14 protein-coding genes are annotated in these 13,678 nt (G+C 61.9%); 12 read left to right on the plus strand and 2 right to left on the minus strand.

Going from position 1 to position 13,678, the window contains the following annotated elements:
• Nucleotides 1-809 precede the first annotated feature (809 nt).
• Both NGM99_RS10565 and NGM99_RS10570 read left to right on the plus strand, forming a co-directional pair.
• Nucleotides 810-1,325, plus strand: a complete 516-nt coding sequence (locus tag NGM99_RS10565; protein WP_252818708.1) for a cytochrome c oxidase assembly protein — start codon at nucleotides 810-812, stop codon at nucleotides 1,323-1,325.
• Nucleotides 1,322-1,813: a CopD family protein gene (locus NGM99_RS10570; RefSeq protein WP_252818710.1), complete on the plus strand. Its 492-nt coding sequence runs from the start codon at nucleotides 1,322-1,324 to the stop codon at nucleotides 1,811-1,813. Before NGM99_RS10565 ends, NGM99_RS10570 begins: the two co-directional genes overlap by 4 nt.
• Here the strand turns inward: NGM99_RS10570 and NGM99_RS10575 are convergent.
• Nucleotides 1,780-2,322 (minus strand): DUF2231 domain-containing protein, encoded by a 543-nt coding sequence (locus NGM99_RS10575; protein WP_252818712.1) that lies wholly within the window; start codon nucleotides 2,320-2,322, stop codon nucleotides 1,780-1,782. The genes NGM99_RS10570 and NGM99_RS10575 overlap by 34 nt on opposite strands.
• Between NGM99_RS10575 and coxB the strand changes: the two genes are divergently transcribed.
• The gene (coxB, locus tag NGM99_RS10580; protein ID WP_289852436.1) at nucleotides 2,230-2,988 is read left to right on the plus strand and encodes a cytochrome c oxidase subunit II; all 759 of its coding nucleotides are present in this window, start codon (nucleotides 2,230-2,232) and stop codon (nucleotides 2,986-2,988) included. The two genes, NGM99_RS10575 and coxB, sit on opposite strands and share 93 nt — an antisense overlap.
• The gene (gene ctaD, locus NGM99_RS10585) at nucleotides 2,985-5,489 is read left to right on the plus strand and encodes a cytochrome c oxidase subunit I (protein WP_252818716.1); all 2,505 of its coding nucleotides are present in this window, start codon (nucleotides 2,985-2,987) and stop codon (nucleotides 5,487-5,489) included. The genes coxB and ctaD overlap by 4 nt, the downstream gene beginning before the upstream one ends.
• A 722-nt stretch (nucleotides 5,490-6,211) precedes the next feature.
• On the opposite strand, the gene NGM99_RS10590 is transcribed toward ctaD, so the two are convergent.
• The gene (locus NGM99_RS10590; protein WP_252818718.1) at nucleotides 6,212-7,048 is read right to left on the minus strand and encodes a LysR family transcriptional regulator; all 837 of its coding nucleotides are present in this window, start codon (nucleotides 7,046-7,048) and stop codon (nucleotides 6,212-6,214) included.
• A gap of 136 nt (nucleotides 7,049-7,184) precedes the next feature.
• On the opposite strand from NGM99_RS10590, the gene NGM99_RS10595 reads away from it, so the two are divergent.
• The 8 genes from NGM99_RS10595 (at nucleotide 7,185) to NGM99_RS10630 (ending at nucleotide 13,376) form a co-directional block, all read left to right on the plus strand.
• On the plus strand, nucleotides 7,185-7,514 hold the full coding sequence (locus tag NGM99_RS10595; protein WP_252818720.1) for a nuclear transport factor 2 family protein: 330 nt from the start codon (nucleotides 7,185-7,187) through the stop codon (nucleotides 7,512-7,514).
• Entirely contained in the window at nucleotides 7,511-8,290 is a 780-nt protein-coding gene (locus tag NGM99_RS10600; protein ID WP_252818722.1) for an SDR family oxidoreductase, read from the plus strand. Before NGM99_RS10595 ends, NGM99_RS10600 begins: the two co-directional genes overlap by 4 nt.
• Before the next feature lie 71 nt (nucleotides 8,291-8,361).
• Nucleotides 8,362-9,156 (plus strand): alpha/beta fold hydrolase, encoded by a 795-nt coding sequence (locus NGM99_RS10605; RefSeq protein WP_252818724.1) that lies wholly within the window; start codon nucleotides 8,362-8,364, stop codon nucleotides 9,154-9,156.
• 301 nt (nucleotides 9,157-9,457) lie between these two features.
• Entirely contained in the window at nucleotides 9,458-9,913 is a 456-nt protein-coding gene (locus NGM99_RS10610; RefSeq protein WP_252818726.1) for a carboxymuconolactone decarboxylase family protein, read from the plus strand.
• Nucleotides 9,914-10,117: 204 nt separating this feature from the next.
• Nucleotides 10,118-10,867 (plus strand): SDR family oxidoreductase, encoded by a 750-nt coding sequence (locus tag NGM99_RS10615; RefSeq protein WP_252818728.1) that lies wholly within the window; start codon nucleotides 10,118-10,120, stop codon nucleotides 10,865-10,867.
• Between the two features lie 41 nt (nucleotides 10,868-10,908).
• Complete coding sequence (locus tag NGM99_RS10620; protein WP_252818730.1) at nucleotides 10,909-11,325, plus strand: cupin domain-containing protein; 417 nt, start codon at nucleotides 10,909-10,911, stop codon at nucleotides 11,323-11,325.
• 81 nt (nucleotides 11,326-11,406) lie between these two features.
• Entirely contained in the window at nucleotides 11,407-12,312 is a 906-nt protein-coding gene (locus tag NGM99_RS10625; RefSeq protein ID WP_252818732.1) for a sigma-70 family RNA polymerase sigma factor, read from the plus strand.
• 98 nt (nucleotides 12,313-12,410) lie between these two features.
• A complete protein-coding gene (locus NGM99_RS10630) occupies nucleotides 12,411-13,376 on the plus strand; it encodes an oxidoreductase (protein WP_252818734.1) in 966 nt (321 codons plus the stop codon).
• Nucleotides 13,377-13,678 lie beyond the last annotated feature (302 nt).

The following is a 13,678-nucleotide window of genomic DNA, read 5'->3' on the forward strand; positions in this document are numbered from 1 at the left end:
GTAGCTCATTAGCCTTTGGCTGCATGATCCTTATCAGGCGAGCCACTATCGTTCGGATCCGGTTTTGGAGCTTTGGGTATCGGTGGGTACGGCCCTCTTTGCGTTTCATCGTCATAGGCAGGCTTGCTCGGATTGCCGTTAGCAAGCGATGCGCGCCCAAACATGATGGTGCTGATCGAAAAGAGTTTCACATAGGGTACCTTCGAACGCGGCAGACGCTTGATCAATTGATACCAAGATGGCCATACGCCTTTCACCTCGCTGCTGATGTCCTATAGCCTCAAGTCAATGTCCGCTTTCGGGATAGCTTCAGGATGACCGCAATGGCTGCTTTGAGGCGCAAAGCGGAATGGCGGGAACTGGGCCTTAATCAGACAGTCCGGTTTCGGGCGCCGTTAGCGAAAAGACGCCGTTCCGTTTTCGATCCCACGGGTCCCTCAACGCACTCCACTTGGCATCTCCGACAACTAAAGCTTCGAGGGATTGCCACAGCCTTCCCAAGCCGGCGAATTGTCACTCAGGGCTATTCGAGAGGTTTGGGTAACAATTTCGCGCATTGGAAAAATGGCTTGCCACTCTGTGCCGAATTAAGGAAACCACTGAAGTAATCAAAACCTGAAAGACGCTGCTTGAGCTATTGCGGTTCACCGCCGGTTCCCGGCGAGATTCTTCTTCGCTGGAATTTCGATCCTTGGCTACTTACTGCCCTAGCGCTTCCCCTCGGCCTCACTCGTTTCAGCACGCACCCAAGAGCGCTACTCCTAGGCTGGACAGTACTTGTGGTTGCCTTCGTATCGCCGCTATGCGCAATGAGCGTATCACTTTTCTCAGCGCGAGCCGTACATCATCTCCTGCTTGCTTCGGTCGCGGCTCCGCTTTTCGCGACGGCGTTTCCTGCTCGGCGGATCGGTCCGCTCGCGCTGCCTTTCATTTTGGCGACCTTGGTCTTCTGGATATGGCACCTGCCCGCGTTCTATGACCTGGCACTCGCGCGCAGCGATCTCTACTGGCTGATGCAGGCAAGCCTGCTAGGTTCGGGCGTTCTGTTCTGGCGTACGCTGTTTGCTTCGGAAGCCGTGCCAGCGATGCTTGGGCTGGTCGGTGCGATGGCGCAGATGGGGTTGCTGGCGGCGATCCTCACTTTCGCACCTGAGCCGGTCTATGCCTCGCACCTGTTCACGACGCTGCCGTGGAACATCACCGCGCTTGGCGACCAACAGCTAGCGGGGCTCGTGATGTGGGTGCCGGGGATGGTGCCTTACGCGGTGGTATTCGCACTTCTCGCACGGCGGGTCTGGCAGCGGAACGCAGCGTTCGCTGGATGATCGCGCTGGTGAAGTTCGCCCATATCGCCGCGCTGGTAGTGTGGAGCGCGGGATTGGTGGGACTGCCGCTGGTGCTGGCCAAGCATAGCCGCGAGAAACCACAATTCGATTATGCGCGCCTACGCATTGTCACTCACTATGCCTATACGCGCATCGTGACACCGGCAGCCGTGCTGGCGATCGCCTTCGGCACTGCTCTGATCTTCCTGCGCGAGGCATTCGTGCCTTGGCTTTTCGTGAAGCTGATGGTGGTCGGCCTGCTTGTCGCGCTGCATGCCTATATCGGCCATGTCACGCTGGTGCTCGGCGAGGAAAAGGGCGAGGTGGACACGCCCGGCCCCTTGCCGCTGTTAGGCGCAGGGCTTTTCGCGATGCTCCTGATCCTCATGCTGGTTCTGGGAAAGCCGGTGCTTGGGCCTGAATTCTTTCCCGTCTGGCTCCTCGAACCGCAGGGTCACCCCTTGCCGGTTACCGAGGTGCCGAGTTGATAGTCGAAAACGAGTTTGCCGCCATGCCAGCCGGTGAAGCCGGTGAAGATGGCAGCAAACAGCGAAAGCGTGATGCCCCAGGGCAGCACGGCCTGCTCGTATCCGCCCAAGCGATAGCCCCAGCTCGCGCCGAGGATCGACAAGAGCATCACCGCGATCACGAAATGCGTCCAGCTCGCCGCTCGCGCGCGGATGCCGGGCACAAGCAGAAGCTCGACCGTGCCCGAAAGCCCCGCGCCCAGCCCGAACAGGAATGCCATGCCGCTGGCCCAGAGCGCCGCGCGTGCCCAGAACTGGTCGCCGGTCCAGAGATAGAAGGCGTCCGCACCCAGCGTGCACATGGTCAGCGCAATGGGGAATGCCACCAGCATCGCGTGGATGGGGTGGCCGGCAATGGCGATCTTGGACTCGGTGCGATGGAAGCCCGGCGTCCTGGAAATCGGATCGACCAGCTTCGCTTCCGTATCCCGATCCTCGTTCGCGCCTTGGTCGGCGGTGGTCGCGCTCATGCTCTTTCCCTGCTTTCGATTGGCGTTCCGCTTGCCGGTTGCGCCGGGCCGTTCTCAACGCTTGAGCCTAACGGACCGGCGGCCGAGAGGGTCGCAACGCTCTGGTGGGTGATGTTGGGCGGAAGCGCTCTGATCTCAACCCTTGTGGCCGTTTTGATTGTCGTGGCGTTCGTCAAACGCGACAGCGAGACGCGCGTCAGCCCGAAACTCTGGATCGGCGGCTTTGGGCTCGGCTTCACGTCCGCCGTGCTCATGGCGCTGCTCGCCTACGCGCTGGTGCTGGGCGAATCCACGCTGCCGACCCCGCGCGACGGCACAGTGGCGGTGGCGGCCGAAGGGCGGCAGTGGGACTGGCGGTTCCGCCAGCCGGGGGTCAGTGGCGAGATCGCGACGGAAGGCGTACTCAACATTCCGGTGGGCGTGCCGGTCGATGTGCATATCACCACGCAAGACGTGATCCATTCCTTCTGGGTGCCGCAACTGGCTGGCAAGATGGATGCCATTCCCGGCAAGACGAACGTGCTGCGCATCGAGGCGAGTCTGCCCGGCACCTATGAGGGCCGCTGCGCCGAGTTCTGCGGGATCGGCCACGCGGGCAACGTATTTCGTGTCGTCGCTCATGATGCCGACGGCTGGGCCGCGTTCCAGCGGAGTGAGCCCCGATGACCACCCGATTGACCGCATTGGGCCGCCATCGCGCGCTCGACCGCATCTGGGGGACGCCGAAGGGCTGGCGCGGCACGCTGCAGTCGGTGAACCATTCCGATATCGGCAAGCGTTTCATCCTCGCAAGCTTCTTCTTTTTCGCGGTCGGCGGCGTGCTCGCCATGCTGATCCGCGCACAATTGGCCACGCCCAACAGCGCATTCGTCGGACCCGACATCTACAACCAGCTCTTCACGATGCATGGCAGCATCATGATGTTCTTGTTCGCCATTCCCATGTTCGAAGGGCTGGCGCTCTACCTCTTGCCCAAGATGCTCGGCAGCCGCGACATGGCGTTCCCACGCCTCTCCGCCTATGGCTGGTGGTGCTACCTGTTCGGCGGCACAATCCTGCTTGTTGCGCTCGCGCTCGGCGTCGCGCCCGATGGTGGCTGGTTCATGTATCCGCCGCTGTCCTCGAAACCCTTCACGCCCGGCATCAATTCCGATGTCTGGCTGCTTGGCATCACCTTCGTGGAAATTTCGGCGGTGGCAGCGGCCGTCGAGATCGTGGTTTCGATCCTGAAACTGCGCGCGCCAGGCATGCGGCTCGACCGGATGCCGCTTTTCGCATGGTATCTGCTCGTCACCGCGCTCATGATGGTGGCGGGCTTTCCGCCACTGATCCTGGGATCGATCCTACTCGAAGCGGAGCGTGCCTTCGACTGGCCCTTCTTCGACCCCGTGCGCGGCGGCGACCCGTTGCTCTGGCAGCACCTGTTCTGGCTGTTCGGCCATCCGGAAGTCTACATCATCTTTCTGCCAGCTGCCGGCGTCGTTTCTACCGTGTTGCCGGTGATGGCGCGCACACAAATCCTCGGCTACGGCGCGATCGTAGCGGCCATCCTAGCGCTCGGCTTCCTAAGCTTCGGGCTCTGGGTCCACCACATGTTTACGACTGGCATTCCGCACATGGCGCTGGGTTTCTTCTCGGCGGCCTCGGCATTGGTCGCGATCCCCACCGGTGTGCAGATCTTCGCTTGGATCGGCACGCTGTGGGGTGGGCGACCGGACGTGCGTCTGCCCATGCTCTACCTGCTCGGCTTCTTCGTGGTGTTCGTGCTCGGCGGACTGACGGGTGTGATGCTGGCGGTGGTGCCTTTCGACTGGCAAGCGCATGATAGCTATTTCGTGGTCGCGCACTTGCATTACGTTCTGGTCGGCGGCTTCATCTTTCCGATGCTGGCCGGCGCCTACTACTGGCTGCCGCATTTTACCGGTCGCGCGCGGGTCTTGCGCCTAGGCGAAGCCGCGTTCTGGCTGATCTTCATCGGCTTCAACCTGGCCTTCTTCCTAATGCACCTGACAGGACTTCTGGGCATGCCGCGCCGGGTCTACACCTATCCGGACGGCATCGGCTGGACATGGCTCAACCTTCTATCGTCGGTCGGCTCCTTCGTGATGGCCTTCGGCTTCGCGCTGTTTGCCATCGACGTCGCCCTGCAGATCTTTCTTGCCCGCCGCGCGCCGCGGAACCCGTGGGGTGCGAACACGCTCGAATGGGCGATGGCGACGCCAGCACCCGCCTACAACATCGCAAGCCAGCCGCATGTGAAAAGCCGCGAGCCTCTTGTCGACGATTCCGAATTGCCGGTACGGCTTGCGCGGGGCGAAGGGTACCTGGCGACGCCCCGCAATAACTGGCGCGAGACGATGGCCGTCGACATGGTGACGGGGCGGACTGACTTCGTCGCGGTGGTGCCGGGCAACACCTCTCTGCCGATCATCACGGCGGCGGTGACGGGGCTGTTCTTTCTGTCGCTGCTGTTCGGTTTCTACTGGCTGGCACTTGCACCACTTGCCGGCGTCGTATTGCTCGGATGGCGTTGGGCATGGACACTTGGATCACACGAAGATCTTGGTCCGCTCGATGCCGGGCGGGGTGAGGCGCTGCCGGCCCATTGGGAAGCACGCGAAGCGCCAGGCTGGGTGGGGAGCCTATTTCTGTTGGGTGCCGATGCGACGCTCGGCGCCTCGCTCCTTTTTGGTTATGCCTTTCTCTGGACGATAGCACCCAATTGGCCGCCACCGGAACTGGTCGCAGGTGGCTGGCCGGAAGCCTCTGCGGCCCTGCTCGGCGTGGCACTTGCCACCCTTGCCGCAGGCCGTACGACAGTGGCCGTGCTGGGCGGGAAGCTGGACAAGGCAAAGCGGATGCTGTTGCTTGCCGGCACCGCACAGGCTGTGGTGATCGTGGCTCTCGCTTCTCTGGTTCTGCGCCATCTGCCCGACCCTACTATCCATGCCTATGGCGCGGCCTGCGCGACGCTCGTCGCTTACGCCGTGCTCCATGCGGCGATCGCCTTGATGATGGCGCTTTTTGTCAGTCGCCGGATCGCGGCGGGTTATGTGTCGCCCGCGCGCACTCTGGAGCCGCGCGTCGCGACGCTATTCACCGCGTTTGCTGGCGCCGCGACGGGGCTCGTGCTTCTCGCGCTGATGCTGCCAGTGATGCTCGCATGAGTTTCTTGTTTCGCTCGAGTTTGGGGCTGATCGTTTGGGCAGCAGGCTTTTCGCTTGTATATGCGCTGCATGGGCTGGGCTGCGCGCTGGGCTGGCCGCTCGTGACGCTTGGACCGCTTTCGCTGTTTCGTTGGGTTATGCTGATCGGTTGGGCGGGAACACTTCTCGCCAATTGCCTTGTGCTCCTATGGAGCTGGCGGCTCGGCAGATCTCGCTCCATTGGAGCCTTCGAACTACGGCTGGCGCGTGTCTCGGCGATCGTAGGACTTGGTGCGACAGCCGTATCCTACGCTCCAAGCGCCTTCTCTGTTGTGTGTGTTTGAAGCAAACAGAAAGAACTGCGCCCAGCAAACGAATGGCTGCGACTGCATCATTGCCGTCAAAAAGCAGATGGTCGGCACACTACCCCATTTATGTCGTTTGTACATTCGTCCGCCAATGTCGGCTGTTGGGAGATACTCAGGCTAATTGGAATGACTGGAATGAGGCGCAAAACGGAAATGCAGACATCGGAATCAAAGCAGACTTTCTGCTCCCAATTGACAATCACCACGCGATACGCGTGGGTGGTAAGCAGACGGTCCGGTATGAGCCCTCAAGCAGGTAAATTGACCATTTAGTGCGGCAGCTTTTGGCCATCAATTCAAAGGCGCCGGCCTCTCGTTGGTGGCCGCGAACTCCCTTGCAACTTGGACGAATGCACTGAATGCGGCTGGCGGGTTCTATCTGCCCGGGTAGTAAAGCGCAAGCGGCGGCAGCTTGGGTGTCCAGTCATCCAGGACAGTTACCAGTCGTCCCGCCGCTACATCTTCGCGCACATCCGACTCCATTATATACCCCAATCCGATACCGCTCATTGCCGCAATTCGCACTAGACTCGGCTCATCAAGCGTAATCGCGCCCTGAACATCAATTTGCACAGCGCTCCCCTCTTTTTCGAAGCCCCAGCGAAGTAGCGCGTTGTTGGGGAGGCGCGCCCGAATACAGCGAAAGCGATAGAGATCGCTGGGCACGACCGGGTGTCCATAGGTGCTTAAAAAGTCCGGAGAAGCTACAACTGCATTTCGACGCGGCATTCCGAGTGAGATGGCGATCATGTCACTCGGCACAAGATCGGCAGACCTCACGCCCATGTCGTAACCGCCGGCGACGATATCAACCAATCGCCCCTCTGTAACCAAGTCGATGTGCACCTGCGGATAGCGTTGCAGAAACGACAGAACGAGTGGCGCCATTACCTCCCGTGCTGCAGATGCATAGGTGTTTATGCGCAGAGTGCCCATCGGTATCTGCTGTAGCGACTGCGCGGCCAGCATCGCATCATGGATGTCAGTCATCGCCGGGCTGACCCGCGCCACGAAGTTCTGTCCGGCCTCCGTCAGCGATACGCTTCGTGTGGTCCGGTTAAACAGCCGGACCCCGAGATGGCGCTCGAGCTTGGCAATGGCGTTGCTTAGCGACGTTGTAGACATCCCAAGGTCAAGGGCGGCCGCCCTGAAAGAGCCCATTCGGGCAATGCTCAGGACCGCATCAAGGTCCGCCAGTAGCGATCGCGTCATAGTCCCTCTTTTCGTAATTCCACATCCTGCTTTGTCCCAATTATCACGGCAATGGCCAAGGCATAGGTTGTTAGTGCCGGCCCACAAAGGTCGGGCATGCGGCCAGTGAGGGCGCGACAACAATCCGGAGATTACCATGACGATTAAACTACCCAAGGCTATTGAAGCCTATTTCGAGGCCGACCGAAGCGGCGTCCCTGACGCTATCGCAGCGACTTTTTCGGAAAACGGCACGGTGAAAGACAAGGGCCAAACCCATCGCGGACGTGACGCCATCCGTGCCTGGATGGCTGCTGAGGCCCAGCAGTATAGCTATACAGTGGAGCCCTTCCTGGTCACCGCCGAGAACGGCAAGACGCTCGTAACGGCGCACGCTGTTGGCGACTTCCCTGGCAGCCCGATCGACCTCAGGTTCTTCTTCGTCCTTTCGGGAGACAGGGTTGCCGAGCTGGAGATCACGGTATGACACCGTTCATCAGCCTCCAGGGCCGCCGTGCCCTGATCACCGGGGGCACCTCAGGTGCTGGGGCAGCAACCGTGGCGCTCTTTCAAGTGCTTGGCGCCCGCGTACTTACTACCGCACGCACCAAACCGACAGACTTCTCCGGTGCCAGCTTCATCGAAGCAGACCTGACGACCAAAACGGGGGTCCAGTCCGTGGTTGACGCGGTGCAGGAGGAGTTCGGCGGGCTCGATATCTTGATCAATGTACTCGGTGGATCATCTGCCCCCTCAGGCGGCTTCGCCGCACTCTCCGACGAGGAATGGGACAAGGAGTTCGCCCTCAACTTCTTTCCAGCTGTCCGGCTCGATCGTGCACTCATCCCCAGCATGCTTGATCAGGGAACCGGCGTCGTTATCCATGTCACTTCGATCCAGAACAGACTTCCGCTGCCGGAGGCGACGACCGGCTACGCTTCGGCTAAGGCGGCGCTGAACACCTACAGCAAAAGCCTTTCCAAGGAGGTGTCTCCGAAGGGCGTACGGGTGGTGCGGGTATCCCCTGGCTGGATAGCCGATCGGGGCACGAACGGTCTGGCCCTGCGCATCGCCGAGCAAGCTGGCATCACATACGACGAAGCTGTGCAGATGATCATGAACTCGCTCGGCGGCATTCCGTTGGGGCGACCGGCTGCACCGGAAGAAGTGGCCGACTTGATCGCGTTCCTAGCATCGGATCGGGCCGCATCCATCACGGGCACGGAGCACGTGATCGACGGTGGGACGGTTCCTACCGCGTAAGGCAGCCGGAGCCCACAATATGCACCGCGACGTCACCATTCATTTTAGTACGAAAGTTTAGGAGACAAATCATGAGCATTACCAACAAGACCATACTTGCCGCTGCTGCGGCGTCATTGATTGCAACGGTTCCGGTCGCTCAGGCTCAGGAACGCAATGCCTCGCCCCAGCCGGTTCGCAATGTGGTGTTGGTGCATGGAGCCTTCGCCGATGGCTCCGGCTGGCGCGGGGTTTATGATAACCTGACTGCCCGTGGCTACAATGTCACCATCGTCCAGAACCCCCTGACCTCGCTGGCAGATGACGTCGCTGCAACCCGTCGTGTACTCGACCTGCAGACCGGACCGACCATTCTCGTCGGCCACTCATGGGGCGGCACGGTCATTACTGAAGCCGGTGTCCATCCTAAGGTTGCCGGGCTGGTCTATGTGTCGGCTCTGTCGCCCGACGCCGGCGAGACAACTGCGCAGCAATACGAAGGCTTCGCGCCAACTCCAGACTTCGTGCTCGATGTGCGTCCCGATGGGTTTGGGTTCATTGATCCCTCCAGATTCAAGGCCGGGTTCGCGCATGATACCACCGACAATGAGGCAGCCTTCATGCGGGACTCGCAGGTTCCGATCAACATGTCGGCGTTTGGCACCAAGCTGGAAAATGCTGCGTGGCGCAACAAGCCAAGCTGGTCGGTTATCGCAACCGAGGACAAGGCCTTCGATCTGGCGATGCTACGACATATGGCCAAAAAGATCAGCGCAACGGTCACCGAAGTCTCGGCGAGCCACGCTGTCTTTATGACGCAACCCGAAGTCGTCTCGGATACCATTGATGAAGCGGCGCACACCACTGGCCTCGCCGCTGCTAACTGAGAGTTATTGGGGTGAGCGCGACCTTGTTGTGCCCACCCCGCTTTACGATGGCTGCAAGCAGTCGAAACCGGTTGATCGTTCGGTACATAAATCAAGATTTGTGCACCCAGCGACTGATCGCTTTCGACCCATGTCGGTCGGTCATCGAAATGCTCAGGCTGATCTGAAGCGGACGTAGATGCGTTCGGCTGGAACACGAGCAACGTTGAATGGAAATGCTGCTGGCATGTCACATCCGGCTCGCTCGGCTCGTCCTCCCTTTGAACGTCGATCTTCGGCGTTCCGAGCAAAAGGACGAGACATGAGCGAGAACATGCGGTTGGTCTGGAACGAAGTGGCGCCGCAGGGTGCCAAGGCGCTCTATGGCATCCACCACTACATCACGACGGGCACCGATCTGCCACATGAGCTGATCCACCTTGTCTTCCTACGCGTCTCGCAGATCAACGGCTGCGCGCACTGCATCGACCTTCACACCCGGGACCTGCTGAAGACGATGCCGCTTGATAAGGTGGTCCTGGTTCCGGTTTGGGCCGAAGTGCCCCACCTGTTCTCCGACCAGTACCGCGCCGCACTTGCCTGGGCGGAGGAGGTCACACGGGTCAGCGAGACGCACGCCACCGATGAGGCCTACACAGCCGCAAGCGCTGCCTTCGCTCCCAAGGACCTCGTCGACCTGACGATTACGATCGCTGCGATGAACGCGTTCAACCGTCTCGGCGCGCCCTTCCGCCTCCCGGTCCAGGCGAAAGCCTAGTCCGTTCTGCTGCTTCGTCAGGAACGGCGCCAATGCCGTCCCGCCCGCCGACGTTGATCGATCCTGCCCGACAATTCCGTACTTCACGTCGCTAATTTTTCCCAGGGCATGTCACATCCGGCCCGGCCCACCTCGTCATTGTTCGACGGAAGCCGAAAGCGGCATGGAGCCGCCCCGTTCGTTCTCGAACAAGGAGAAGGTAAGATGAAGATCGTGGTGATTGGAGGCAGCGGGCTCATCGGTCGGCACCTGACAGCCGAACTCTCGCGGCAAGGGCATGGAGCCATCGCGGCATCGCCCAGAAGCGGGGTGAACGCGCTGACGGGCGAGGGGCTCGCGGAGGCTCTTTCCGGAGCCGGTGCTGTGGTCGACGTGTCGAACTCGCCCTCTTTCGAGGACGCGGCGGTGCTCGACTTCTTCGAGCGCTCCGGCCGCAACCTCGTCGCCGCCGAGCGCGAGGCGGGTGTGAAGCACCACGTCGCCCTGTCCATCGTCGGCACGGACCGCCTCAAGGGGAACGGCTACCTCCGGGCCAAAGTCGTGCAAGAACGACTCGTCAAGGACGCAGGCATTCCCTTCACCATCGTACGCGCGACCCAGTTCTTTGAGTTCGTCGCCACCATCGCCGAAGCCTCCGTCGACGGCGACCGCCTCATCGTACCAGATGCCGACTTACAGCCCATCGCCGCCGCCGATGTCGCCGCAGCACTTGCCGATGTCGCGCTCGCTCCGCCGCGCAATGCGACGATCGAGATCGCCGGACCAGACCGCCAGCCGTTCCGTGACTTCGTTGCCCGCCGCATCGCCGCCAATGGCGACTATCGGGAGGTGCAGGCCGACAGGGCGGCGCGCTACTTCGGCGCGGCGCTCGAGACGGGGTCGCTAGTTCCCGAGCATGCGAGCGCAGCGCGGCTCGGGCCGACGCGGTTTGAGAGTTGGCTCTCCGCCGCCTGAGCCCGATGCACTTCTCCCATCCACGAAGAAAGGCCTCATCCATGTTCGGGACAACCCTGCTGGGCACCTTCCTTGCCGTCTCTGCCATCCCCGTCATGGCCGCGGACGTCGCCAGGGGCGAAGCCCGTGTCACGACGATCTTCGACCACTCGCTGCCTTCGGTTCCCGGCAAAAGCCTGCGTGGCGTCCTTGTCGAGTGCGGCCCGGGCGGCTCCTCGCCGTCCCACACCCACGCCGCATCCGCCTTCATCACGGCGACCGTCATCGAGGGCGCGGTGCGCAGCCGGATCAACGATGGGCGAAAAAAGGTCTTCCGTGTCGGCGAGAGCTTCGTCGAGATGCTAGGCGACCATCACGGCGTCAGCGCCAACGCGAGTGACGAAGATCCCTCCAAGCTCCTCGCCGTCTTCGTCGTGGATACGGACGATACCAAACTGACGACGCCGGACCATCCGTAGAGAACCCATGTATTCTGGGCGGCGGGGCCATCCCTGACCATCACCGCTGAGGCAAGCGAAACTACCGTCGAGGACGCGCACATGCGGCAGGCAGACGACGCCACGGCTATCTTCGAGACGCATCGGGCGCGGCTCCTGCGCATCGCCTATCGCATGCTCGGCTCGCGCAGCGAGGCCGAGGACATCGTGCAGAACGCGTGGCTGCGTTGGGTCGACGCTGACCGGAGCGGGATCGCCGCTCCCTATCCCTTCCTCGCGCGCGTCGTCACCCGCCTCTGCCTCGACGAGATGAAGTCGGCCCGCGCCCGACGGGAAACCTATGTCGGCGCCTGGCTGCCCGAGCCGCTGGTGGAAGCCGAGGAGGATGGCGTAGACGAGGACGACCTGACACTTACGCTGATGATGGCGCTTGAGCGCCTGTCGCCTCTCGAGCGGGCGGCTTTCTTGCTCCACGATGTCTTCGGCGTGCCGCTCGGCGAGGTGGCGGACACGCTCGGCCGGGAAGCCGCAGCCGTGCGCCAACTCGCCGTCCGGGCGCGGCGGAACGTTCAGGCGGCGCGCCCGCGCTTCCCGGTCGAGCGCCAGGAAGGCGAGCGGATCGCGCGTGCCTTCTTCGCGGCTTCGACCAGCGGCGACACTGCAACGCTGCGGACACTTCTTGCCGAGAACGCGGTCTTGCGTTCGGACGGCGGCGGCAAGGTCCTAGCCTTCATCAATCCCATCGCGGGACTGGACCGCCTCTTACGTATGTTCGAGGGCGTGCACCGCAAATGGGGGGAAGGCTGGGCGCAGATGCTCGAGCCCGTCTGGATCGACGGGCTTCCCGGCTATGTCAGCCGCGAGCGGGGCGACGTCCTCCAGACGACGGCGCTCGCCATCGAGGACGGCCGGATCACTGCGATCTACATCACGCGCAATCCCGACAAGCTCCGCCACCTCGCGCAGGCTCTCGCAGCGGAGCCGGACCCGGCCTTCCGACCACAGTGATGGGTGGCGGGCGACCGGAGGGACGCTTCGCGCAAAATCCAGCTCCTTGAAGCGCTCCATGCCGCGGCAGGGCGTGCCAACTCTCGCAGGACAACACTATGACACAGCAGAAACCCATCGGCTCGGACTTCGGTGCTGCCAGCACGGCGATGGAAGTCGTCTCCGGGATCGATCTTTCGGGGAAGCTTGCGGTCGTGACCGGAGGAGCATCGGGGCTCGGACTCGAGACGACGCGCGCTCTTGTTCACGCCGGTGCGAAGGTGATCGTGCCGGCGCGTAGTCCCGAGCGGGCAAGATCCGCCTTGCGCGGGCTCGCCGGCGCCACGGTCGAGCACATGGATCTCGCCGATCCGCAGTCCGTCGCCGCCTTCGCTGGATGGGTCGTGTCCGCCGGCGGGCCAGTGTCGATCCTCGTCAACAGTGCGGGCATCATGGCGACGCCCGAGACGCGCGATGCCGACGGGCACGAGGCGCAGTTCGCGACGAACCATCTTGGCCATTTCCGTCTCACCCTCGGCCTCTGGCCGGCTCTCGTCGCCGCTAAAGGGGCACGTGTTGTCAGCGTATCATCGCGCGGCCACCAGATCGCCGGGATCGACTTCGAGGACATCGACTTCCGGGTTCGTCCCTATGATAAGTGGCTCGCGTACGGTCAGTCGAAGACGGCCAACGCCCTCTTCGCGATGTCACTCGACCGCCGAGGACGGGATCACGGCATCAGGTCCTTCTCGCTGCATCCCGGTCAGATTCTGACCGACCTCGCCCGCCATCTCAGCGCCGAGGAGATTAACTCGTTCGATGCGCTGGACGAGGCCGGACGACCGATCGTCGATCCTGAGCGCGGGATGAAAACGGTTGAGCAAGGGGCTGCCACGAGCGTCTGGTGCGCGACGAGCCCGCAGATCGACGGTATGGGTGGGGTCTACTGCGAAGACTGTGACATCGCGGTTGTCAACGACCCAAACCTTGGAAGGAAGGGTGTCAGCCCGTGGGCATGCGATCCGGACTCGGCCGAGAGCCTATGGCAAGTGTCCGCTGCGTGGACGGGGTCGGACGCCGTTTGAACCCGGGAGCTTTTGCAATGGAAGACATCTATGTCTTGGGACAATGCGTTGCCGCGAGTAGCTGCTTTCAAGCCTCAATTGCCGGAAGCAGACGATCTCCTTTCCACCTTTCCTAGATATTCATCAACGGTTCAAAAACCAAGATTCGTGCACCGATGCCTGCAGCTCATACAATCAGAGAGGCAGGTGGCGCGAAAGTCACGTGCATAACGCGGAGAGATTGATCACCTTCCGCGAAGGCTACGTCTGCTTCGTTGGCAGACGGATTTTAAGCGGGCCGGCAGGCACCCACCCCATTTCAG

This window comes from Mesorhizobium liriopis (genome assembly GCF_024053505.1).
GTDB lineage: Bacteria > Pseudomonadota > Alphaproteobacteria > Rhizobiales > Rhizobiaceae > Mesorhizobium_B > Mesorhizobium_B liriopis.

Bases quoted from the DNA above. Each gene is read 5' to 3' on its own strand.
- NGM99_RS10630 (WP_252818734.1), top strand. From the start codon at position 12,411: ATGACACAGCAGAAACCCATCGGCTCGGACTTCGGTGCTGCCAGCACG.
- NGM99_RS10615 (WP_252818728.1), top strand. From the start codon at position 10,118: ATGAAGATCGTGGTGATTGGAGGCAGCGGGCTCATCGGTCGGCACCTG.
- NGM99_RS10605 (WP_252818724.1), top strand. From the start codon at position 8,362: ATGAGCATTACCAACAAGACCATACTTGCCGCTGCTGCGGCGTCATTG.
- NGM99_RS10565 (WP_252818708.1), top strand. From the start codon at position 810: ATGAGCGTATCACTTTTCTCAGCGCGAGCCGTACATCATCTCCTGCTT.
- NGM99_RS10625 (WP_252818732.1), top strand. From the start codon at position 11,407: ATGCGGCAGGCAGACGACGCCACGGCTATCTTCGAGACGCATCGGGCG.
- NGM99_RS10600 (WP_252818722.1), top strand. From the start codon at position 7,511: ATGACACCGTTCATCAGCCTCCAGGGCCGCCGTGCCCTGATCACCGGG.
- NGM99_RS10575 (WP_252818712.1), bottom strand. From the start codon at position 2,322: ATGAGCGCGACCACCGCCGACCAAGGCGCGAACGAGGATCGGGATACG.
- ctaD (WP_252818716.1), top strand. From the start codon at position 2,985: ATGACCACCCGATTGACCGCATTGGGCCGCCATCGCGCGCTCGACCGC.
- NGM99_RS10620 (WP_252818730.1), top strand. From the start codon at position 10,909: ATGTTCGGGACAACCCTGCTGGGCACCTTCCTTGCCGTCTCTGCCATC.
- NGM99_RS10570 (WP_252818710.1), top strand. From the start codon at position 1,322: ATGATCGCGCTGGTGAAGTTCGCCCATATCGCCGCGCTGGTAGTGTGG.
- NGM99_RS10610 (WP_252818726.1), top strand. From the start codon at position 9,458: ATGAGCGAGAACATGCGGTTGGTCTGGAACGAAGTGGCGCCGCAGGGT.
- NGM99_RS10590 (WP_252818718.1), bottom strand. From the start codon at position 7,048: ATGACGCGATCGCTACTGGCGGACCTTGATGCGGTCCTGAGCATTGCC.
- NGM99_RS10595 (WP_252818720.1), top strand. From the start codon at position 7,185: ATGACGATTAAACTACCCAAGGCTATTGAAGCCTATTTCGAGGCCGAC.
- coxB (WP_289852436.1), top strand. From the start codon at position 2,230: ATGGAAGCCCGGCGTCCTGGAAATCGGATCGACCAGCTTCGCTTCCGT.